The organism is Streptomyces kronopolitis, from assembly GCF_014646275.1.
Lineage (GTDB): Bacteria > Actinomycetota > Actinomycetes > Streptomycetales > Streptomycetaceae > Streptomyces > Streptomyces kronopolitis.
This window is the reverse complement of the sequence record NZ_BMND01000014.1, coordinates 130,117-151,059: the sequence shown is the minus strand read 5'-3', so window position 1 is coordinate 151,059 and position 20,943 is coordinate 130,117. Positions and strand designations below refer to the sequence as shown.

Genomic DNA, 20,943 nt, shown 5'->3' with positions numbered 1-20,943 from the left:
GCGACGCCGCACAACCGTTGACCGTTCACAGAAGTCAAAGCTGACGCCGGTCCCGAAAGGGGAGGATCCGGGGGGATCCGGGACCGGCGTGGAGGGGGGAATCGAGGGGCCCGACCATCGGACGGGCCCCTCGATGGTGCGCCGGCAGCCCGGCCGGCGGCGCGCTGTCAGACCCCGGCGGTACCGTCGGTCCATGGTCAACGCAGCCGTCGTCGAAGGGGTCCTGGAGCGGATCACCTACGCCAACGAGGAGAGCGGCTACACCGTCGCGCGGGTCGACACCGGCCGCGGCGCCGGCGATCTGCTGACCGTCGTCGGCGCGCTGCTGGGCGCCCAGCCGGGCGAGTCGCTGCGCATGGAGGGCCGCTGGGGCTCCCACCCCCAATACGGCAAGCAGTTCACCGTCGACAACTACACCACCGTCCTGCCCGCCACGATCCAGGGCATCCGCCGCTATCTGGGCTCCGGCCTGATCAAGGGCATCGGCCCGCGCATCGCGGACCGCATCGTCGAGCACTTCGGCACCGACACCCTCGACGTCATCGAGACCGAGCCCGCGCGCCTGGTCGAGGTGCCCGGCCTCGGCCCCAAGCGCACGAAGCTGATCGGCGCGGCGTGGGAGGAGCAGAAGGCCATCAAGGAGGTCATGGTCTTCCTCCAGGGCGTCGGGGTGTCCACCTCCATCGCCGTGCGCATCTACAAGAAATACGGCGACGCCTCGATCTCCGTCGTCCGCAACGAGCCCTACCGCCTGGCCGCCGACGTCTGGGGCATCGGCTTCCTGACCGCCGACCGCATCGCGCAGTCCGTGGGCATCCCGCACGACAGCCCCGACCGCGTCAAGGCAGGCCTGCAGTACGCCCTGTCGCAGTCCACCGACCAGGGCCACTGCTTCCTGCCCGAGGAGCAACTGATCGCCGACGCGGTGAAGTTGCTCGGGGTGGACACCGGCCTGGTCATCGACTGCCTGGGCGAACTGGCCGCCGACCCCGAGGGCGTGGTCCGCGAGAAGGTACCCGGCAGCGAGGACGGCGCGCCCGTCACCGCCGTCTACCTGGTGCCGTTCCACCGCGCCGAGATCTCCCTGGCCGGCCGGCTGACCCGGCTGCTGCGCACCGACGAGGACCGGATGCCGGCGTTCCGGGACGTGGCCTGGGACAAGGCGCTGGCCTGGCTGGCGCGGCGGACGGGCGCCGAGCTGGCCCCCGAGCAGCAGCAGGCGGTGCGCCTGGCGCTGACCGAGAAGGTCGCGGTGCTCACCGGCGGCCCCGGCTGCGGCAAGTCCTTCACGGTCCGCTCCGTCGTCGAGCTGGCCCGCGCCAAGAAGGCCAAGGTGGTGCTGGCGGCGCCCACCGGCCGCGCCGCCAAGCGCCTCGCGGAGCTGACCGGGGCGGAGGCCTCCACGGTCCACCGCCTCCTGGAGCTGAAGCCCGGCGGGGACGCCGCCTATGACGCGGACCGCCCGCTGGACGCCGATCTGGTGGTCGTCGACGAGGCCTCCATGCTGGACCTGCTGCTCGCCAACAAGCTCGTCAAGGCGGTGCCGCCCGGCGCCCATCTGCTGCTGGTGGGCGATGTCGACCAGCTGCCCTCGGTGGGCGCCGGCGAGGTGCTGCGCGATCTGCTCGCCGCGGGAGGGCCCGTGCGCGCCGCGCCGGAGGGGAGCGGTGGCCGGGTGGCGGGCGGGACGGTGCCGGCCGTGCGGCTGACCAGGATCTTCCGCCAGGCCCAGCAGTCCGGGGTGGTCACCAACGCCCACCGCATCAACTCCGGCGTGCCGCCCCTGACGAACGGCCTGCCGGACTTCTTCCTGTTCGCCGAGGAGGACTCCGAGGAGGCGGGCCGGCTGACCGTGGATGTCGTGGCCCGCCGGATCCCGGCGAAGTTCGGCCTCGACCCGCGCCGGGACGTCCAGGTGCTCACCCCGATGCACCGCGGCCCCGCCGGGGCGGGCGCCCTGAACGGCCTGCTCCAGCAGGCCGTCACCCCCGGCCGCCCCGATCTTCCCGAGCGCCGCGTCGGCGGCCGGGTCTTCCGCGTCGGCGACAAGGTCACCCAGATCAGAAACAACTACGAAAAGGGCAGCAACGGCGTCTTCAACGGCACCGTCGGCGTGGTCACCGCCCTGGACCAGGACGAGCAGCGGCTGACCGTCCGCACCGACGAGGACGAGGAGGTGCCCTACGACTTCGACGAACTCGACGAACTCGCCCACGCCTATGCCGTGACGATCCACCGCTCGCAGGGTAGTGAATATCCAGCGGTGGTGATTCCGGTCACCACCAGTGCCTGGATGATGCTGCAGCGCAATCTGCTGTATACCGCCGTGACCCGGGCAAAGCGCCTCGTGGTGCTGGTCGGCTCCCGAAAGGCCCTCGGACAGGCCGTCCGCACCGTATCCGCCGGTCGGCGGTGCACGGCGCTCGATCACCGGCTCGCCGGTGCGATGTGAGGGCTCCCCCCTCTTTCCCATACGGGGCGAAGAGGGGCAGGATGGGCACTCAGGCGGCACTGAGTGCCGCTTCCAGGCCCTATGGCCGACCCCGAGTGCACATCCAGGTCTCAAATGGGGGAAGGTATAGGCAGTCAGGGCACCTCGAAGAAGAGGCACAACGTCGGTGAGGGATGACGTGAGCGACAACTCTGTAGTACTGCGTTACGGGGACGGCGAATACAGCTACCCGGTCGTCGACAGCACCGTTGGCGACAAGGGCTTCGATGTCTCGAAGCTGCGCGCCCAGACCGGTCTGGTGACCCTGGATTCCGGTTACGGCAACACCGCGGCGTACAAATCCGCGATCACCTATCTCGACGGTGAGAACGGGATCCTCCGGTACCGCGGCTACCCGATCGAGCAGCTCGCAGAGCGCAGCACGTTCGTCGAGACCGCGTACCTCCTCATCAACGGCGAGCTTCCCACCGTCGATGAGCTGGCGAACTTCAAGCAGGACATCACCTACCACACCCTGCTGCACGAGGACGTCAAGCGCTTCTACGACGGCTTCCCCCGGGACGCCCACCCGATGGCGATGCTGTCCTCCGTCGTCAGCGCGCTGTCGACCTTCTACCAGGACAGCCACAACCCGTTCGACGAGCAGCAGCGCCACATCTCCACGATCCGGCTGCTGGCCAAGCTCCCGACGATCGCGGCCTACGCGTTCAAGAAGTCGGTCGGCCACCCGGTCGTCTACCCGAGCAACGACCTCGGGTACGTCGAGAACTTCCTGCGCATGACCTTCTCGGTGCCCGCCGCGGACTACGACCTCGACCCCGTCGTGGTCAGCGCCCTCGACAAGCTGCTGATCCTGCACGCCGACCACGAGCAGAACTGCTCCACCTCCACCGTGCGGCTGGTCGGCTCCTCGCAGGCGAACCTCTTCGCCTCGATCTCGGCCGGCATCAACGCCCTGTGGGGGCCCCTGCACGGCGGCGCCAACCAGTCCGTGCTGGAGATGCTGGAAGGCATCCAGCGCGACGGCGGCGACGTCGACTCCTTCATCCGCAAGGTGAAGAACAAGGAAGACGGCGTGAAGCTCATGGGCTTCGGGCACCGCGTCTACAAGAACTTCGACCCCCGCGCGAAGATCATCAAGGCGGCGGCGCACGACGTCCTGTCCGCGCTCGGCAAGTCCGACGAGCTGCTGGACATCGCCCTGAAGCTGGAGGAGCACGCGCTCTCCGACGACTACTTCGTCGAGCGCAAGCTCTACCCGAACGTCGACTTCTACACCGGCCTGATCTACCGGGCCATGGGCTTCCCGACCGAGATGTTCACCGTGCTCTTCGCGCTCGGCCGGCTGCCCGGCTGGATCGCCCAGTGGCACGAGATGATCAAGGAGCCCGGCTCCCGCATCGGCCGCCCGCGGCAGATCTACACCGGCGTCGTCGAGCGCGACTTCGTGCCGGTCGAGGAGCGCTGACGGCCGCCCTGTGCCGCCGGGCCGCCGAGGTCTGACAAAGAAGAAAGCGCCCCGCCTCCGGATCCCCCCACGGGTCCAGAGCGCGGGGCGCTTCCCTTGTCCCGGTTGGATTCCCCCCACGGGATCCGTCCGGGCGTTCGGGTTGCACCGCGATCTGCCGGGACGCGCACATTCGGGAGGGCCGCTCAAAGCTCCCCGGGCGCGTCGCCCCGGCCACGCGTAGCCGGGCACGATCCCCCAAGATCTGCACGGCTGGTGCAGTGCAAGCCCCGCCGGGGTGCCTGCACTGCCCGGTTAGACTCACGACCCCCCTCAATGGTTACGTTCCAATGAGTGTGATCTGGGTCTCTTGCCATATGCGGGCGAATGCGGTCAAGCACCCCGATCTGGAGATCGGGGCCCTGGGGTATGGGTGTTGTGTCAGTTGTAAGGGCCAGGTGAAATTTCCCGGCCGCAGGCCGCCGACCACTACGAAGACCCGTCCGGGGCCGCCCCGGCGCACCCGCACACCGCGCGAAGCGCTCCGCACGCGACCCCCGGCAACCCGGCCGTCGCGCGGCCGAGCGCTTTTGTGCTCCGCCTTGACAGCCGTGGTGCGCGGGGCGCGGATCCGCCCGCCCGTGGCGAGCCGGCCCGCGCCCCGCGCGAGGAGGTGGCGCCGCGGTCAGCCCGCCTGCCCCACCAGCTCGTACCCCGCCTCGTCGACGGCCGCGCGCACGGCCTCCTCGTCCAGGGGCGCCTTCGAGGTAACGGTCACCAGGCCGCTGGCCGCGACCGCCTGCACCGAGCTGACCCCGGCCAGCTCGCCCAGCTCGGACGAGACCGCACCCTCGCAGTGCCCGCAGGTCATGCCGGTGACCTTGTACGTCGCGGTCACCTCGCCGGATCGGTCGTCGGTGCCACCGACCTCGCCGGCGCCTTCCGGGGTGCTGCGGGAGCTGTTCTCGGTCATGGGGGACTCTCCTTGTGGTGCCGATACGTGCAGTGGTGCTGGTGCGTGCGGTGGCGCCAGGCGCCGGAGCGCCGCACGAGCCGCGAGTGGCCCATGCGACTGCCGGTACCCGCCAACCCTGGGCAGCTTATACCCCTAGGGGGTATCAATTCCAGCCTTCGCCCCGCACACCGCCCCACGCGCCGCACCGCACCGCGTTGCCGCACGCCCCACCACACGTCAGCCTGGGAAGGTACGGACTCGGGGCCAATCCGAGGAGGCGGCCGGATGGACGTACTCGCCCTGTACGGCCTGCTGGTGCTCACCACCCTGCCGCCACTGGTCCCCAACTCCGCCCTGCTCGTCACCGCCGGCGTCCTCGCCTCCCGCGGCGAGGCGTTCCTGCCCCTCGTCCTCGTCGTCGTCGCCGGCAGCGCACTCCTCGGCGACCTGCTGATGTACCTGGGCGCACGGCGCTTCGGCGGCCCCGTCCGCTCCTGGATGCGCCGCAACCCCCGCCGCCGCGCCCTGCTCGACTGGACCTCCGGCCGCATCCAGCGCTACGGCCTGCCCTTCGTGATCGTCGTCCGCTTCCTGCCCAGCGGCCGGATCGCCGGCGCCCTGGCCTCCGGAGTACTGCGCTACCCGCTGCGCAAATACGCCCTCGGCGCCGCCATCGCCGAAGCGAGCTGGGCGACCTACTCCGTCGGCCTCGGCTACCTCGGCAGCGCCGCCGCCGGCCGCCCCCTCTACGCCGCCGGCATCGGCTTCGGCGTCTCCTGTGCCGTCGCCACCGTGGGCGCCGCGATCCAGTGGGCCGCCCGCCGCCGCACCCTGCGCACCCCGCCGGAGGAGAGCGGCGAGAGCGAGGGCGGCGGGCCCCGCAAGAGCGACGGGGAGGAGCGCGGCGGCGGCCGGCCGTCCACCGCGACCGCGCACTGACGCCCCTCAGCCGCCCGACAACGCCCCGCCCGCACCCGCCCGGACCTCCGCCACCGCCACCGGCGCACCCATACGCCGCGAGCGCTCGCACGCCTCCGCCACATACAGCGCCTCCAGCGCCTCCGCCGGCGCGCACGGACTCGCCACCCGCCCCGCGGCGACCTCGGTGAAGGCGCCCAACTCGGCGACGTAGGCGTCATGGAAGCGCTCCATGAACGTGGCGTACGGCTCGGCCGCCCGCCGCCACGACAGCCCCGCCTCGGCGGACGGCAGCGGCGCCCGGTCGTCCAGCCCCACCACACGGGTGCCCTCCGACCCGCACACCTCCAGCCGGACATCGTGGCCCGCGCCGTTGTAGCGGGTCGCCGTGACCGTGGCCAGCGTGTCGTCGTCGAAGCGCAGCAGCGCCGCACAGGTGTCGACATCGTCGCCGTCGGCGAAGAAGGACGCACCGCGGTTCGCGCCCTGGGCGCAGACCCAGACCACCTCCCGGCCGGTGAGCCAGCGCAGGATGTCGAAGTCATGGATGCTGCAGTCCCGGAACAGCCCCCCGGAAGTGGGGATATAGGCGGCCGGCGGCGGCGTCCGGTCGCTGGTGCAGGCGCGCAGGGTGTGCAGCCAGCCCAGCTCGCCGGAGCGCAGCGCCGCGCGGGCGGCGCGATAGCCCGCGTCGAAGCGGCGCTGGAAACCGATCTGCACCGGCACCCCGCAGGCCCGCGCCCGCTCCACCACGCCCACGGTGCCCGGCACGTCCGGCGCCACCGGCTTCTCGCAGAACACCGGCACCCCGGCATCCAGGGCCTGATGGATCAGCGGGGCGTGCGCGCCGGTCGCGGCGGTGATCACCACCCCGTCCAGGCCGTCCGCGTACATCTCCTCGATGCCGGGCGCGGCACGGACGCCGAGGGTGTCCGCCAGCGACGCGGCGCGCGCGGTGTCCACATCCGCGACCACGAGGCCGGTGACGCCCGGGACGCCGAGGAGGGTCCGGGCGTGGAAGGCGCCGATGCGCCCCGTACCGATCAGGCCGATCTTCATGCGGCGGATCCTTTCCGGGGAGGGAGGGGGAGAGCGCCGGGGGCCTCGCCGCAGGCGCGTCGATTGGAACGGTCCAACGCTCTCTTCCCCGGCACCTTGCAGCTCCCGATCTCCGCATGTCAACCATTCCGCAGGGGCTTTCCGGCGCCGCATTGACGCCCTCCCGGACCGGTGGAAGGATTTCCGTTCATGGAACGGTCCAACAAGCGCGCCGAGGCGCCACCCGGCGAACGGCCCGGCACCCGGCCGGGCGCGGACCGCCCCCCGACGATCCGCGGCGTCGCCGCACGCGCCGGTGTCTCCAAATCACTGGTCTCCCTCGTGCTCCAGGGCTCACCACGCGTCAGCGACGCCAAACGGCAGGCCGTGCTGGCCGCCATCGACGAACTCGGCTACCGCCCCAACGCCGCCGCCCGCAGCCTCGTCGCCCGCCGCACCCGCACCGTCGGCGTCCTGCTCAACGACATGCGCAACCCCTGGTTCGTCGAAGTGCTCGACGGCCTCAACTCCCTGCTCCAGGCCCACGACCTGCGCATGCTGATGGCCGACGGACGGCTGGACCGGCGCGCCGGCCACGACTTCGCGCGCACCTTCCAGGAACTGCGCGTCGACGGCCTCGTCGTCGTCGGCACCCTTCCCGACACCACCGGCCTCGCCGAGGCCGCCGAGCGGCTGCCGACCGTCATCGCCGGCAACCACGAACCCCGCCTGCCGCACACCGACCTCGTCGCCAACGACGACGAACACGGCGCCCGGCTCGCCACCGAACACCTCATCGGCCTCGGCCACCGCCGGATCGCCCACATCGCCGGACAGGGACCGGTCGGCGAGCGGCGCCGGCGCGGCTTCGAGACCGCCATGCGCTCCCACGGCCTGGCGGCGCACGCCGTCGTGGAGAGCGGCGACGGCACCGAGGAGGGCGGCTACCGCGCCGCCGTCCGCCTGCTCGGCCCCCCGCGCACCACCCGCCGCACCCCCACCGAACGCCCCACCGCCGTCTTCGCGTTCAACGACATCTCCTGCGTCGGCGCACTGTCCGCCGCCCAGGAACTCGGCCTGGACGTCCCCGCCGACCTGTCCCTCGTCGGCTACGACAACACCTACCTCGCCCGCATCCGCCACCTCTGGCTGAACTCCGTGAACAACGCCAGTCACGAGGTCGGCCGGCGCGCGGCACGCTGCCTCCTGGACCGCATGGCCCGCCCGGACGCCCCGGCGGGACACCAACTCGTCGCCCCGGCACTGGAGATCAGAGGCTCGACGGCACCGCCCGGGGCCGTCTGAGCCGCCGCGCGGCCGGGTTCTTGGGGGGCCGAGCGGGCGGCGCCCGGCGTCGGCCGGGCCGGTCCGGTGGCGCTCAGCGGCGGCCGCGCTGGCCCGGCCGACGCGCCACCCACGCTCTGACGGTATCGGCGAACCAGAACGGTTTCCCGCCCTCCACCAGATCCGGTTCGGGCAGCAGCCCGTGCTTGCGGTACGAGCGCACGGTGTCCGGCTGCACCTGGATGTGCGCGGCGATCTCCTTGTACGACCAGAGCTTGCGGTCGGTCATCTCTGCCACCTCCTGAGCGCCGTACGCAGCTCGGCCCGGGGGAGCCGGCAGGGGCCGCGACGGCCTGGTGATCACTCACCCTGTGCCTGGACAACGACACGGAGTAACCGCCGGGGAGGGGCTGTTGAACGGCTGTGACGGAAGCCCCGCGCAACGGTGACAGCCGTGACGCACGCCGGATGGCTGTGACGCGGACGGGACGCGGTCGGGGCTGGGTGATGTGGGCGGCGGGGCAAGGCGGTGGTGGGCCCGTCGGCCGGTGCGCCGCGGGCGGGGAGCCACGGCCGGGGAGCCGCGTGCCCGAACGGCCGTGTGGCGGACCGGCTCCCGGAAAGGGAACCGGCCCGCCACCTGTGAACTACGGACCCGCCGGACGCCGATCAGGCGTGATACCGGACGCCGATCAGGCGTAATAGAGGGCGTGCCAGGTCTTCTTGTCGACCTTGCCGTTGGCGGTCAGATGCTGCCGGGACTGGAACTTCTTCACCGCGGCCAGGGTCTTGGGACCGAAGTACCCGGTCACCTCGCCCCAGCGCAGATAGCGGCGGTTCGCCAGCAGGCACTGCACCTGCGAGACGCGGTCGCCGCGCTGACCGTAGACGGTCAGGGCGCTCCCGTTGTAGTAGGCGCAGGCCGCCAGCGTGTCGGGCCGTTGGGCGGACCGCTCCGCGGCGGACGCCGGACCGGTCAGCAGGCCCGCGGTGAGCAGGCCCGCGCTCGCGGTCAGGACGGCGATGCGGGTGAGGGCGCGACTGCTTGCATGGACATTCACGATTTCCACCGTTTCCCCCGTTGGATGTGATTCCACCCGCAAGGACGCCGGACACACCCCGTACGGTTGCGATGACCGACCGTCAATCTCCCTACCCGTACGCCACCTTGCGCAACTCGTCCTCCAGGTCCTCCAGCGCCAGGCCCTTCGTCTCCGGCGCGAACCGGCGGCAGAACACCAGGGACACCACGCACATCACACCGAAGAACCAGAACGTCGTACCGGCGCCCACCGCGTCGAGCAGCAGCGGGAAGGCCAGCGCCACCCCGAAGTTGACCAGCCACATCACGAACACCGCGGCGCCCATGGCCAGCCCCCGGACCCGCAGCGGGAACATCTCCGCCAGCAGCAGCCAGACCCCGGTGTTCAACGTGGCCTGCATGAACGCCATGTAGAGCACCATCAGACCCAGAACCAGGAAACTGACCGCCGTGGAGTGCGGAAGCCGGAAGGCGGCACCGAGCAGGGCGAGCGAAACGGTCATCCCGGCCAGGCCGCTGAGCAGCATCGGCCGCCGGCCGACCCGGTCGATCAACGACATCCCGACCGCGGTGGCCACCACCGAGACGACACCCACCGCGATCGTGGCCGTGATCGAGTCACCCGTCCCCAGCCCCGTCGACGCCAGGATCTTGGGCGCGAAATACACCACCGCGTTGACACCGGTGATCTGCTGGACCGCCGCCAGCCCGATACCGACCAGCAGCAACCGCCGCACCCACGGGGTCCGCAACTCCTGCCAGGCGCCCCGCCGGGCGTCGTCCTCCAGCGTGCGGGCCTGATCGATACGGGCCAGCTCGGCGGGCACGTCCCCGGCCGGCAGCGTACGGCCCAGCACCCGCGCCGCCTCGTCGCGACGGCCCTTGCTGACGTACCAGCGCGGGGTGTCCGGCAGGAAGAACAGCCCGGCGAACAGCGCCACCGCCGGCAGCGCGGCCAGCCCCAGCATCCACCGCCAGGCCGCCCAGTGCGCCAGCACCGCATTGATCAGATACGCGAGCAGCTGACCACTGACGATCATCAGCGAGTTGAACGACACCAGCCGGCCGCGGATGTGCGGAGGCGCGATCTCGGAGAGGTAGAGCGGGGTGATCACGGAGGCACTGCCGACGGCGAGCCCGAGCACGAAGCGCGCCACGGTCATCACCGCGACACCCGGCGAGAGCGCGACGGCCAGCGCGCCGCCGATGAACACCGCGCCCGCCCACAACAGGGAGTTGCGCCGCCCCAGCGCGTCGGACATCCGCCCGCCGAGCAGCGAACCGAAGGCCGCGCCGATCAGCAGCGCGCTGGTGATGACGCCCTCCCCCAGGGAGGTGAGCCCGAAGTGGTCCTCCATGAAGGGGAGGGCACCGGATATCACCCCGGTGTCGTAGCCGAACAGCGCACCGCCCAGGGCGGCGACGGCGGCGATGGCGACGAGGAAGCGCCTGGCACCACGGGCGCTTCGCGCGGCGGCGGTCGGGCCGGCGGGCGCGAGCCGGCTGGTCGGGGCGGCCATCATCAGCTCCGGCCCGAGGCGGTGGCCGAACCGGTGGGCGGGGCGGGAGGTACGGGTGGTGCGGGCCTTACGGGTGGGGCGGGACGTATGGACTGTGTGGGGCGTATGGGCGTTGCGGTGTGGTGGCGCCGGACTGCGCCGGGAGCGAGGTGCACGGTGCGGGGCCTTTCGGTGGGGCGGTGGAGCGGTGGCGGGGCGGCGGTGGCTCGGTGGGTGGGTGTGGCTGGGGTGGCGGGTGACGTGGCTGTGGCTCGGCGCGGCGGGTGTGGCGAGGCGGTGGCGGCGCTCGGGGACGGCTGGGCTTCAGCGGTACGGGGCGGTGCTCAGCGGTACAGGGCGGGGCTCAGCGATTACGGGGCGGGGGCCTCAGCGGTAGAGGGCGGGTCGTTCGATCAGTTCGACGGCCACCCGCTCGCCGGTGGACTGGGCGCGCACGCCCGCCTCGCACACCGCGGCCGCGGCATAGCCGTCCCAGCAGCTGGGGCCCTCGACCTCGCCGCGCAGGGTGGCGTGCACCCAGCGCTGCACCTGCCGGTCGTAGGCCTCCTCGAAGCGCTCCACGAAGCCGGGCGGGACGGCACCGCCCCAGCGGCCCGCGGCGTTGCTGAACACCCCGTGGTCGTCGCCGATCCTGGCGGTGCCGCCCTCGCAGACCGCCTCACAGCTGACCTGGTAGCCGAACCCGCAGTTGACGAACAGCTCGGTGTCCACGACCCGGCCCCCCGCGGTCTCGAACAGGATCAGCTGCGGGTCGCTGAGGCCCTCGGGCGCGTTCCCGGTGGGCGCCGGGCGCAGCACCCGCACGGCGGTGATCTCGTCGTCCAGCAGCCAGCGGGTCACATCGATCTCGTGCACGACCGAGTCGTTGATCATCATCGCGTTGGTGAAGCCGGGCGGGGTGTCGGCGTTGCGGTGCTTGTTGTGCAGCATCAGCGGACGGCCGTAAGCACCCTGGTCCAGCAGGGACTTGAGGCTGCGGTAGCCGGCGTCGTAGCGGCGCATGAAACCCACCTGGACCCGGCGGTGCCCCAGCGCCCGCTCGGCCTCCAGCACCCGCAGCGCGGAGGCCGCGTCCGGCGTCAGCGGCTTCTCGCACAGCACCGGCAGATCGCGCGCGAAGGCGTCCAGCAGCGTCGCCTCATGCGCGGGCCCCGGCGAGGCGATCAGCAGGGCGTCCACGGCGGGGTCGTCCATGGCGGCGACCGGGTCGGTGTAGGCGGTACACCCCTCGATGCCGTCGGCGAGGCGCTTGGCACGGGCCGCGTCGATGTCGACCACGGCCGCCACCCGGGCACCGCTGATCACCTCATCGATCCGGCGCACGTGATCGGCCCCCATGCGGCCGGTACCGATGACCGCCACACCGAGCGTTCCCAGCGAAGTCATGTCGTCCTCACGTCCTTACTCACTACGTGTCCTTGCTTGCTACGAAGCCTTGCTCGCCCTACTCGCCTCGCTCGCCACGAAGCCTTACTTGCTACGGAGAGTGTGCTGTACTCTGGAAACTAATTACTCTCCGTAATCGTTGCCGGGGTATGAGGAGGAGGCGTCACGCGGCAGACGCACGCGCTCCAGTCACGCGCTCCAGAATGGCCCAGGGCGAGCCCGAGGGGCTTGAGGGGCTTGAGGGGGTTGAAGGTTCGAGGGGCTGTGGCCGGGCCAGGCCCAGGTGCCCCGACGGACCCGAGGGGCCGGGACGGCGGGCCCGAGAAGTCAGGGGGCTCCGGGCGGCTCGGGTGGTTCAGGCGCCGCAGGAGCGGAGGAAGCGGCGGGTGCGCTCGGCGATGGGGAGTGGCTGGTCGGGCGGGCAGGGGTACATGTCCTGCTCGACGATGGCGAAGAGGTCGACGTCCAGCTCCTGGGCGGCCTCCAGGACGGGCGGCAGCGCGGGCACGCCCAGCGGCGGCTCGCACATCACGCCCTGTCGGACGGCGGGCCCGAAGGGGGTGCCCTTGGCGACCACGTCGGCGAGGATGTCCGGGTCGACCTGCTTGAGGTGGAGGTAGCCGATCCGCTCGCCGTAGGTGCGGATGAGCTTGACGCTGTCGCCGCCGCAGTAGGCGTAGTGGCCGGTGTCCAGGCAGAGGTTGACCAGGTCGGAGTCGGTGGCGTGCAGGAAGCGCTCGACGTGTTCCTCGGTGTCGATGTGGGTGTCGGCGTGCGGGTGCACGACGATGTCCAGCCCGAACTCGTCCCGCACGCGCGCGGCCAGGCGCTCGGTGCCGGTCGTCAGGTGCGTCCACTGCTCGGCGGTCAGCTCGCGCGGCTCCAGCTCCTCGGCCGTCTTGTCGTCCCGCCAGAAGGAGGGGATGACGACGAGGTGTCCCGCGCCCATCTCCCGGGTGAGGGTGGCGACCTCGGAGACGTGCGCCCAGGTCTTGTCCCATACGGCCGGGCCGTGGTGCAGGGAGGTGAAGATCGTGCCGGCCGAGACCTTCAGGCCGCGGCGGGCGGTCTCGTCGCGCAGCACGGCGGGGTCGGTGGGCAGGTACCCGTACGGGCCCAGCTCGATCCACTCGTAGCCGGCCCCGGTGACCTCGTCCAGGAAGCGCTGCCAGGGGACCTGCTGGTCGTCCTCGGGGAACCAGACTCCCCACGAGTCGGGTGCGGAGCCGATGCGGAGGCGGTCCAGGACGGGCGGGGCGGCATGGGAAGCGGACATGCTGCGGCTCTCCTCTCGCCGGTCGGCGGTGACCGGGAGGCGCTGGGGTGGGGTTGTGGGGCACAGCCTCTCTGCCGCCCCGGGGAGTGTCAAGACTTCGTCCTGACATAAGGACTTAAGGACTTTGTGGGGTAGGTGGGGTGCGTGTCGGGGTGCGCCGGAGCGTGCGCCGGGCGGGGGTTGGAGGTCGTCGGAGGGGGTGGTGGGGGTGTGCGCCGAGTGGAAGTCGGAGGGGCGCCGGGGGTGCGCCGGGCCGGGTGAGGGTTGGGGTGGCAGAGGGGCGGTTGGTGCGGTCGCCGGTGGTGCGTGGCGAGCTGGTGGGGCGCGCGGGGCGGCTGTCGGCGGTGTTCGGGAGTGGCTCGTCGGCGGTGCTCGGGTGACCGCTGCGTGCCCCTTCATAGGTACGCCGCCCCTTTCTTGCCGCGCTCGGGTGTAGTTCTGCTTGACGTCAGTATGTAAGGACAAAGTATTGACAGGGTCTGGTTCTCCCCGTTAGACCTTTCCTCAGAGCCGAACCCGCTGAACCCGCCGCGCCGGCTGACCCGAAGGGGCGCACATGACCGAGCCGTACGACCTGATCACCATGGGCCGCATCGGGGTGGATCTCTATCCGCTGCAGACCGGTGTGCCGCTGGCCCAGGTCGAGACCTTCGGGAAGTTCCTCGGCGGGTCCGCCACCAATGTCGCGGTTGCCGCGGCCCGGCTCGGCCGTCGCAGCGCGGTCATCAGCCGTACCGGACGGGACCCGTTCGGCGACTACCTCCACCAGGCGCTGCGTGACTTCGGGGTCGACGACCGCTGGGTGACCGCCGTCGACGACCACCCGACGCCGGTCACCTTCTGCGAGATCTTCCCGCCGGACGACTTCCCGCTGTACTTCTACCGCCGTCCCAAGGCCCCCGACCTGGTCATCCACCCCGAGGAGCTGGACCGGGAGGCCATCGCGGCGGCCCGGATCTTCTGGATCACCGGTACCGGGCTGTGCGAGGAGCCCAGCCGCGGCGCCACGCTCGCCGCGCTGGAGGCCCGCGCCGGGTCCCCGGCGGGCGGCGCCACCGTCTTCGACCTCGACTGGCGGCCGATGTTCTGGGGAGGCGAGGGCGGCGCCTCCGGGGACGGCGGGGCGAGCGGTGCCGCGGCGATGGCCGCCGCCCGTCCGTATTACGAGGCCGCGCTGCGGCACGCCACCGTGGCGGTCGGCAATGTCGACGAGGCCGAGGTCGCCACCGGGCTGCGCGAGCCCGGGGACTGCGCCCGGGCCCTGCTGGACATGGGCGTGGAACTCGCCGTCGTCAAGCAGGGGCCCAAGGGCGTCCTCGCCGTGCACCGCGACGGGCGCACCGCCGAGGTGCCGCCCACCCCCGTCGAGGTCGTCAACGGCCTCGGTGCCGGTGACGCGTTCGGCGGGGCGCTCTGCCACGGCCTGCTGGCCGGCTGGGACCTGGAGCCGATGATGCGCTACGCCAACGCCGCCGGAGCCCTGGTCGCCGGCCGGCTGGCCTGCTCCTCGGCGATGCCCGGGCCCGGCGAGGTCGACGCGTTCCTCGCGGGCCGGTGACCCCGGTGGCCGCGCGCGACTCGGCCTCCGCCCGCCCCACCTGTGCACTCAAGAAGGTGAGTTGAGCCTTGACTCCTCGGATCAGTGACCTCGCGACGCTGCGGGCCCGGCACCCCGAAGCCGTCGCGGAGGCCGCCGCCCGCCGCACCCGCCGCCCGCTCGTCGGCGACAGCGGCCGGCTGATGATCGTCGCCGCCGACCACCCGGCCCGTGGCGCGCTCGCCGTCGGTGACCGGCAGCTGGCCATGGCCAACCGCTTCGACCTGCTGGAACGCCTCGTGCTCGCGCTGTCGCGGCCCGGTGTGGACGGGGTGCTCGCCACCGCCGACATCCTGGAGGACCTGCTGCTGATCGGTGCCCTGGACGGCAAGGTCGTGATGGGGTCGATGAACCGGGGCGGCATCGCGGGGGCGTCCTTCGAGATGGACGACCGGTTCACCGGCCACCGGCCGCAGGACCTCGCCCGGCTGCGCTTCGACGCCGGCAAGCTGCTGCTGCGCATCGACTACGCCGACCGCGGCTCGCTGACCACGCTGGAGACCACTGCCCGCGCCATCGACGCGATGGCCGAGCGGCAACTGCCCGTCTTCGTCGAGCCGTTCCTGTCCTCCCGCAGGGAGGGCAGGGTCCGCAACGACCTCGGGGCCGACGCCGTCACGCACTCCGTGGCCATCGCCTCCGGCCTCGGCGGCACCTCCGCCTACACCTGGCTCAAGCTGCCGGTCACCGACGATCCCGAGGCGATGGCCCGGGTCTGCGAGACCACCACGCTGCCCACCGTGCTGCTCGGCGGCGACATCGGATCCACCGTCCGGGACCAGGAGGCCGCCTACGAGAAGTGGCGCAAGGCGCTGCGGCTGCCGACGGTGCAGGGGCTGGTCGTCGGCCGCTCCCTGCTCTACCCCGCGGACGGGGACGTGGCCGCCGCCGTGGACACCGCCGTGGGCCTGCTGTGATCGCCCCGACTTCCGCAGGAGACTCGACACATGGGTACTGAATTCCACCTGAAGGCCGACGCGGCCGCCGAGGCGGGCCCGTACGTGCTGGACATCGACCCCGAGCGGGCCGGCTGGGGGTACTCCTCGCTGCGCGTCCTCGACCTGCCGCCCGGCGGCGACCACTCCTTCGCCACCGGCGACAGCGAGTGGATCGTGCTGCCGCTGTCCGGCGGCTGCACGGTGCGGACCGATGACGGCGAGGTCTTCGAACTCGCCGGTCGCAAGAGCGTGTTCGCTGGCGTCACGGACTTCGCGTACGTGCCGCGCGACGCGCAGGTCCGGCTGGCCTCCGGCGCCGGCGGCCGGTTCGCGCTGACCGGTGCCCGCTGCGCGCGGCGGCTGCCCGCCCGGTACGGTCCGGCCTCCGGCGTCCCCGTGGAGCTGCGGGGCACCGGCAGCTGTTCCCGCCAGGTCAACAACTTCGGCGCGGCGGGCACCTTCGAGTGCGACCGGCTGATCGCGGTGGAGGTGCTCACGCCCGGCGGCAACTGGTCCTCCTACCCGCCGCACAAGCACGACGAGTGCCGCCCGGGGGAGGAGTCGGAGCTGGAGGAGATCTACTACTTCGAGATCGAGCCGTCGCACGGCACGGACGGGGTCGGCTATCAGCGGGTCAGCCCGTCCGGGCGCGGCCGCGGCACGGATGTGCTCGCCGAGGTCCGCAGCGGCGACGCCGTGCTGATTCCCGACGGCTGGCACGGCCCGTCCATCGCCGCGCCCGGGCACGCCATGTACTACCTCAATGTGATGGCCGGCCCGGGGGAGACCCGTGAGTGGCTGATCTGCGATCACCCCGATCACGGCTGGATCCGCGGCACCTGGCCCGATCAGCCGGTCGACGCCCGCCTCCCCCTCTACGAAGCGCCCGCAGGAGACGCCCGATGAACGCCCCGACGACCCGCCGCCGCACCGTCGCCCAGGCCCTGGTCGAGTTCCTCGCCCACCAGTACACCGAGCGGGACGGGCGGCGGCACCGCCTGATCGGCGCCTGCTGGGGCATTTTCGGCCACGGCAACGTCGCCGGTCTCGGCCAGGCCCTGCTGGAGTCCGGTGAGGCGCTGCCCTACCTCCAGGGCCGCAACGAGCAGGCCATGGTGCATGCCGCCGTCGGCTACGCCCGGCAGTGCGACCGGCTGTCCGCGCAGGCCGTCACCACCTCCATCGGGCCCGGCGCGACCAACCTGGTGACCGGCGCCGCGCTGGCCACCGTCAACCGGCTGCCGGTGCTGCTGCTGCCGGGCGATGTCTTCGCGACCCGGCCGGCCGATCCGGTGCTCCAGCAGCTGGAGGTGCCGCACGCGGGCGATGTGTCGGTCAACGACGCGCTGCGGCCGGTCTCCCGCTACTTCGACCGGGTCACCCGGCCCGAGGCCCTGATCCCGGCGGCGCTGCAGGCGATGCGGGTGCTCGCCGACCCGGTCGACACCGGTGCCGTCACGCTCGCGCTGCCGCAGGATGTGCAGGCCGAGGCGTACGACTGGCCCGAGGAGTTCTTCGCCGACCGCGTCTGGCGCGTGCCGCGGCCCGCGCCCGACGCGGAGGCCCTCGCCGAGGCGGTCCGCCTGATCCGCGCCGCCCGCCGGCCGCTGCTGATCGCCGGCGGCGGGGTGCACCACGCGGAGGCCGAGGACGCGCTGCGCGACTTCGCCGGCGCCACCGGCATCCCGGTCGCGTCCACCCAGGCCGGCAAGGGCTCGCTGCGCCACGACCACCCCGCCGACGTGGGCGGAATCGGCCACACCGGCACCGCCACCGCCGACGCGCTGGCCCGCGAGGCCGACCTGGTGATCGGCGTCGGCACCCGCTACACCGACTTCACCACCGCCTCCTCGACGCTGTTCGCGGCGCCCGGCGTGCGCTTCGTCAACCTCAACATCGCCGCCTTCGACTCCCACAAGCTCGGTGCCACCGCCCTCGTCGCGGACGCCCGCGCCGGGCTGGAGGCGCTCGGCGCCCAGCTGTCCGGCCACCGCGTCGCGCCCGCGTACGAGGAGGGCTACACGGCGGCGAAGCAGGAGTGGGAGCGCCGGGTGGACGCCGCCTACGCCGCGCCGGACGACTCGGTGCGGCCGTCCCAGACGCAGGTCCTCGGCGTGCTGGACGCCTTGGTCGACGACACCGACGTGATCATCAACGCCGCCGGCTCCCTCCCCGGTGACCTGCACAAACTGTGGCGCGCGAGGTCCCGCAGGCAGTACCACCTGGAGTACGGCTACTCCTGCATGGGCTATGAGATCCCCGCGGCGATCGGGGTCCGGCTGGCCGCGCCGGGGCGGCCGGTGTGGGCGCTGGTGGGCGACGGCACGTATCTGATGAACCCCACCGAGATCGTCACCGCCGTCCAGGAGAACCTGCCCTTCACCCTCGTCCTGCTCCAGAACCACGGCTACGCCTCGATCGGCGGGCTCTCCGAGCAGACCGGCGGGGAGCGGTTCGGGACGGCGTACCGCTTCCGGGCCGGGGACGGCACGTACACGGGTGCGCCGCTGCCGGTCGATCTGGCCGCCAACGCCGCCTCGCTGGGCATGCACGTCATCCGGGCGGCGACCGTCGCCGAGCTGCGGGCCGCGCTCGGCGAGGCGCGTGGCGCGAAGCGGCCCACATGTGTCTATGTCGAGACCGAAACGGCTGACACTGTGCCGGGCGCACCGGAGGCGCAGGCCTGGTGGGATGTACCTGTTGCCGAGACCGCGACCCGGCCGGCGGCGGTCGCGGCCCGCCAGGCGTACGACCGGCAGGCCGCCGGTCGCCGCCGTCACCTCTGAACACCGCCCGACGTCGTCACCCCGGAAAGGGCCCCGCATGAAGACCATCAACCACTGGATCGGCGGCAAGCCCGTCGAGGGCGTCTCGGGCAACTTCGGTCCGGTCTACAACCCGGCCACCGGCGCCCAGGAGAAGCAGGTCGCCTTCGCCTCGGTCGACGAGGTCGACGCGGCGGTGGGCGCCGCCAGGGAGGCCTTCCGGACGTGGGGCACCAGCTCGCTGGCCAAGCGCACCTCGGTGCTGTTCCGCTACCGCGAGCTGATCGACGCGCACCGCGAGGAGATCGCGCGGCTGATCACCGCCGAGCACGGCAAGGTGCACTCCGACGCGCTGGGCGAGGTGGCCCGCGGTCTGGAGATCGTCGAGCTGGCGTGCGGCATCCCCGAGAAGCTCAAGGGTGAGCTGTCCACGCAGGTCTCCACCCGCGTCGATGTGGCGTCGATCCGCCAGTCGCTCGGTGTGGTCGCCGGCATCACGCCGTTCAACTTCCCGGCGATGGTGCCGATGTGGATGTTCCCGCTGGCCGTCGCCTGCGGCAACACCTTCGTCCTCAAGCCGAGCGAGAAGGTGCCCAGCGCCGCGTTCAAGCTGGCCGAGCTGGCGGCCGAGGCGGGGCTGCCCGACGGGGTGCTGAACATCGTCAACGGTGACAAGGTCGCGGTCGACGCGATCCTGGAGCACCCGGACGTCGCCGCGGTGTCCTTCGTCGGCTCGACGCCCATCGCCCGCTACATCCACACCACGGGCACCGCCAACGGCAAGCGGGTCCAGGCGCTGGGCGGCGCCAAGAACCACATGCTGGTGCTGCCGGACGCCGACCTCGACCTGGCCGCGGACTCGGCGATCAACGCCGCCTACGGCTCGGCGGGCGAGCGCTGCATGGCGATCTCCGTCGTCGTGGCCGTCGGGGAGACCGCGGACCCGCTGATCGGCAAGATCAAGGAGCGCGCCGACCAGCTGCGGATCGGCCCGGGCGACGACCCGGCCTCCGAGATGGGCCCGCTGATCACCAAGGTGCACCGCGACAAGGTGGCCTCGTACGTCACCGGCGCGGCGGCCCAGGGCGCCGATGTCGTCATCGACGGCACTGGCTTCACCGTCGAGGGCTACGAGGACGGCCACTGGCTGGGGATCTCCCTCCTCGACCGCGTCACGCCCGAGATGGACGCCTACCGCGACGAGATCTTCGGCCCGGTGCTGGCCGTGGTGCGGGTGGCGACCTACGACGAGGCCATCGCGCTGATGAACAGCTCGCCGTGGGGCAACGGCACCGCGATCTTCACCCGGGACGGCGGCGCGGCCCGCCGCTTCCAGATGGAGGTCGAGGCCGGGATGGTCGGCGTGAACGTGCCGATCCCGGTGCCGGTGGGCTACCACTCCTTCGGTGGCTGGAAGGACTCGCTCTTCGGCGACCACCACATCTACGGCAACGACGGCGTGCACTTCTACACCCGCGGCAAGGTCGTCACCACCCGCTGGCCCGACCCGTCGGACGGCGGCATCAACCTGGGCTTCCCCAGCAACCACTGAGGGTCGCCCGGACGGGTTCCCCGACGAATGCCCTGACGGGTTCCCGGTTTTCTGACGGACCCCCGGTCGGCTCTCCGCCGCCGGGGGTCCGTCCTGTCCGGGGCCGCTCGGACCGGCCGGGGAAAACAACTGTCCCCGGGCGCGGGCCGGTTGGTACGGTGCGGCGCCGCCCGGGCCCCGGGCCCGACGACCAGGAGTGACCATGTCCGCCGCCCCGCCGCCGCAGCCCCGGGCCCCGCACGAGCCCGCCGCCTCCGCCTCTGCCGCCGCGGACGCCGACCTGCGCACCGCACGGCTGCTGCTGCGCCCCTGGTCCGACGGGGACCTCGCCGCCGTCCTCGACGGGACGCGGCAGCCGCACTGGGCCCCGGACTTCCCCGCCGAGGGCGACCGCGTCATCGCCGGATTCACCGCGAAGACGCCCGCCGCGCGCGGCGTCCACGGCCAGCGGCAGATCCTGGAGCGGGACAGCGGCCTGGTGGTCGGCGCCATCGGGCTGTTCTGGCCGCCGGCCGAGGGTTCGGTCGCGTTCGGCTACGGCATCGTGCCGTCCCGGCGGGGCCGCGGCTACGCCTCCGAGGCCGCGCGGGCCCTGGTGGCGTTCGCCCTGACCGCACCGGGCGTGCACACCGTGTGCGCGGACATCGAGCTGGGGAATCCGGCGTCCGGCCGCGTCCTGGAGAACGCCGGACTGGAGCGCTGGCGGAGTGACGACACTCACGCGTACTTCCGCGTGACGGCGCCCGGCCGGGCGTGAGGTCCTGCCGGGCGTG

Annotated in this window: 17 protein-coding genes; 10 read left to right on the top strand and 7 right to left on the bottom strand. The window is 72.3% G+C overall.

Annotated features, from left to right (window positions below; all coding sequences use genetic code 11):
• Positions 1 to 193 precede the first annotated feature (193 nt).
• Both recD2 and IEY78_RS17520 read left to right on the top strand, forming a co-directional pair.
• Positions 194 to 2,452, top strand: a complete 2,259-nt coding sequence (gene recD2, locus IEY78_RS17525) for an SF1B family DNA helicase RecD2 (protein WP_189099293.1) — start codon at positions 194 to 196, stop codon at positions 2,450 to 2,452.
• 178 nt (positions 2,453 to 2,630) lie between these two features.
• Positions 2,631 to 3,920, top strand: a complete 1,290-nt coding sequence (locus tag IEY78_RS17520) for a citrate synthase (RefSeq protein ID WP_229700012.1) — start codon at positions 2,631 to 2,633, stop codon at positions 3,918 to 3,920.
• 664 nt (positions 3,921 to 4,584) lie between these two features.
• Here IEY78_RS17520 and IEY78_RS17515 read toward each other — a convergent pair.
• Positions 4,585 to 4,872 carry a heavy-metal-associated domain-containing protein gene (locus tag IEY78_RS17515; protein WP_189099291.1) on the bottom strand — a complete coding sequence of 96 codons (288 nt, stop codon included), beginning with the start codon at positions 4,870 to 4,872 and terminating at the stop codon, positions 4,585 to 4,587.
• A 267-nt stretch (positions 4,873 to 5,139) separates the two neighbouring features.
• Between IEY78_RS17515 and IEY78_RS17510 the strand changes: the two genes are divergently transcribed.
• On the top strand, positions 5,140 to 5,793 hold the full coding sequence (locus IEY78_RS17510; RefSeq protein ID WP_189099290.1) for a DedA family protein: 654 nt from the start codon (positions 5,140 to 5,142) through the stop codon (positions 5,791 to 5,793).
• Between the two features lie 6 nt (positions 5,794 to 5,799).
• Here the strand turns inward: IEY78_RS17510 and IEY78_RS17505 are convergent, their stop codons facing one another.
• On the bottom strand, positions 5,800 to 6,831 hold the full coding sequence (locus IEY78_RS17505; RefSeq protein ID WP_189099289.1) for a Gfo/Idh/MocA family protein: 1,032 nt from the start codon (positions 6,829 to 6,831) through the stop codon (positions 5,800 to 5,802).
• A 189-nt stretch (positions 6,832 to 7,020) separates the two neighbouring features.
• On the opposite strand from IEY78_RS17505, the gene IEY78_RS17500 reads away from it, so the two are divergent.
• Complete coding sequence (locus IEY78_RS17500; protein ID WP_189099288.1) at positions 7,021 to 8,115, top strand: LacI family DNA-binding transcriptional regulator; 1,095 nt, start codon at positions 7,021 to 7,023, stop codon at positions 8,113 to 8,115.
• A 73-nt stretch (positions 8,116 to 8,188) separates the two neighbouring features.
• Here IEY78_RS17500 and IEY78_RS17495 read toward each other — a convergent pair whose 3' ends face one another.
• From IEY78_RS17495 to IEY78_RS17475, 5 genes are all read right to left on the bottom strand, one after another.
• Complete coding sequence (locus tag IEY78_RS17495) at positions 8,189 to 8,383, bottom strand: helix-turn-helix transcriptional regulator (RefSeq protein WP_189099287.1); 195 nt, start codon at positions 8,381 to 8,383, stop codon at positions 8,189 to 8,191.
• A 403-nt stretch (positions 8,384 to 8,786) separates the two neighbouring features.
• A complete protein-coding gene (locus IEY78_RS17490; RefSeq protein WP_229700011.1) occupies positions 8,787 to 9,155 on the bottom strand; it encodes a peptidoglycan-binding domain-containing protein in 369 nt (122 codons plus the stop codon).
• Between the two features lie 91 nt (positions 9,156 to 9,246).
• A complete protein-coding gene (locus IEY78_RS17485; protein WP_189099284.1) occupies positions 9,247 to 10,656 on the bottom strand; it encodes a sugar porter family MFS transporter in 1,410 nt (469 codons plus the stop codon).
• A gap of 366 nt (positions 10,657 to 11,022) precedes the next feature.
• A complete protein-coding gene (locus tag IEY78_RS17480) occupies positions 11,023 to 12,042 on the bottom strand; it encodes a Gfo/Idh/MocA family protein (RefSeq protein WP_189099282.1) in 1,020 nt (339 codons plus the stop codon).
• A 355-nt stretch (positions 12,043 to 12,397) separates the two neighbouring features.
• Positions 12,398 to 13,318 (bottom strand): sugar phosphate isomerase/epimerase family protein, encoded by a 921-nt coding sequence (locus IEY78_RS17475; protein ID WP_189099280.1) that lies wholly within the window; start codon positions 13,316 to 13,318, stop codon positions 12,398 to 12,400.
• Between the two features lie 556 nt (positions 13,319 to 13,874).
• Between IEY78_RS17475 and iolC the strand changes: the two genes are divergently transcribed.
• From iolC to IEY78_RS17445, 6 genes are all read left to right on the top strand, one after another.
• Positions 13,875 to 14,876 carry a 5-dehydro-2-deoxygluconokinase gene (gene iolC / locus IEY78_RS17470; protein WP_189099278.1) on the top strand — a complete coding sequence of 334 codons (1,002 nt, stop codon included), beginning with the start codon at positions 13,875 to 13,877 and terminating at the stop codon, positions 14,874 to 14,876.
• A gap of 68 nt (positions 14,877 to 14,944) precedes the next feature.
• Complete coding sequence (locus IEY78_RS17465; RefSeq protein ID WP_189099276.1) at positions 14,945 to 15,832, top strand: Cgl0159 family (beta/alpha)8-fold protein; 888 nt, start codon at positions 14,945 to 14,947, stop codon at positions 15,830 to 15,832.
• 30 nt (positions 15,833 to 15,862) lie between these two features.
• Positions 15,863 to 16,759: a 5-deoxy-glucuronate isomerase gene (gene iolB / locus IEY78_RS17460; protein ID WP_189099274.1), complete on the top strand. Its 897-nt coding sequence runs from the start codon at positions 15,863 to 15,865 to the stop codon at positions 16,757 to 16,759.
• On the top strand, positions 16,756 to 18,639 hold the full coding sequence (gene iolD / locus IEY78_RS17455; protein ID WP_189099272.1) for a 3D-(3,5/4)-trihydroxycyclohexane-1,2-dione acylhydrolase (decyclizing): 1,884 nt from the start codon (positions 16,756 to 16,758) through the stop codon (positions 18,637 to 18,639). The genes iolB and iolD overlap by 4 nt, the downstream gene beginning before the upstream one ends.
• Before the next feature lie 37 nt (positions 18,640 to 18,676).
• Complete coding sequence (locus tag IEY78_RS17450) at positions 18,677 to 20,170, top strand: CoA-acylating methylmalonate-semialdehyde dehydrogenase (protein WP_189099270.1); 1,494 nt, start codon at positions 18,677 to 18,679, stop codon at positions 20,168 to 20,170.
• A gap of 202 nt (positions 20,171 to 20,372) precedes the next feature.
• Positions 20,373 to 20,927, top strand: coding sequence for a GNAT family N-acetyltransferase (locus IEY78_RS17445; RefSeq protein WP_189099268.1), 555 nt, complete (start codon positions 20,373 to 20,375; stop codon positions 20,925 to 20,927).
• Positions 20,928 to 20,943 lie beyond the last annotated feature (16 nt).

Bases quoted from the DNA above. Each gene is read 5' to 3' on its own strand.
- IEY78_RS17450 (WP_189099270.1), top strand. From the start codon at position 18,677: ATGAAGACCATCAACCACTGGATCGGCGGCAAGCCCGTCGAGGGCGTC.
- IEY78_RS17515 (WP_189099291.1), bottom strand. From the start codon at position 4,872: ATGACCGAGAACAGCTCCCGCAGCACCCCGGAAGGCGCCGGCGAGGTC.
- iolB (WP_189099274.1), top strand. From the start codon at position 15,863: ATGGGTACTGAATTCCACCTGAAGGCCGACGCGGCCGCCGAGGCGGGC.
- recD2 (WP_189099293.1), top strand. From the start codon at position 194: ATGGTCAACGCAGCCGTCGTCGAAGGGGTCCTGGAGCGGATCACCTAC.
- IEY78_RS17500 (WP_189099288.1), top strand. From the start codon at position 7,021: ATGGAACGGTCCAACAAGCGCGCCGAGGCGCCACCCGGCGAACGGCCC.
- iolD (WP_189099272.1), top strand. From the start codon at position 16,756: ATGAACGCCCCGACGACCCGCCGCCGCACCGTCGCCCAGGCCCTGGTC.
- IEY78_RS17445 (WP_189099268.1), top strand. From the start codon at position 20,373: ATGTCCGCCGCCCCGCCGCCGCAGCCCCGGGCCCCGCACGAGCCCGCC.
- IEY78_RS17505 (WP_189099289.1), bottom strand. From the start codon at position 6,831: ATGAAGATCGGCCTGATCGGTACGGGGCGCATCGGCGCCTTCCACGCC.
- iolC (WP_189099278.1), top strand. From the start codon at position 13,875: ATGACCGAGCCGTACGACCTGATCACCATGGGCCGCATCGGGGTGGAT.
- IEY78_RS17485 (WP_189099284.1), bottom strand. From the start codon at position 10,656: ATGGCCGCCCCGACCAGCCGGCTCGCGCCCGCCGGCCCGACCGCCGCC.
- IEY78_RS17475 (WP_189099280.1), bottom strand. From the start codon at position 13,318: ATGTCCGCTTCCCATGCCGCCCCGCCCGTCCTGGACCGCCTCCGCATC.
- IEY78_RS17480 (WP_189099282.1), bottom strand. From the start codon at position 12,042: ATGACTTCGCTGGGAACGCTCGGTGTGGCGGTCATCGGTACCGGCCGC.
- IEY78_RS17510 (WP_189099290.1), top strand. From the start codon at position 5,140: ATGGACGTACTCGCCCTGTACGGCCTGCTGGTGCTCACCACCCTGCCG.
- IEY78_RS17495 (WP_189099287.1), bottom strand. From the start codon at position 8,383: ATGACCGACCGCAAGCTCTGGTCGTACAAGGAGATCGCCGCGCACATC.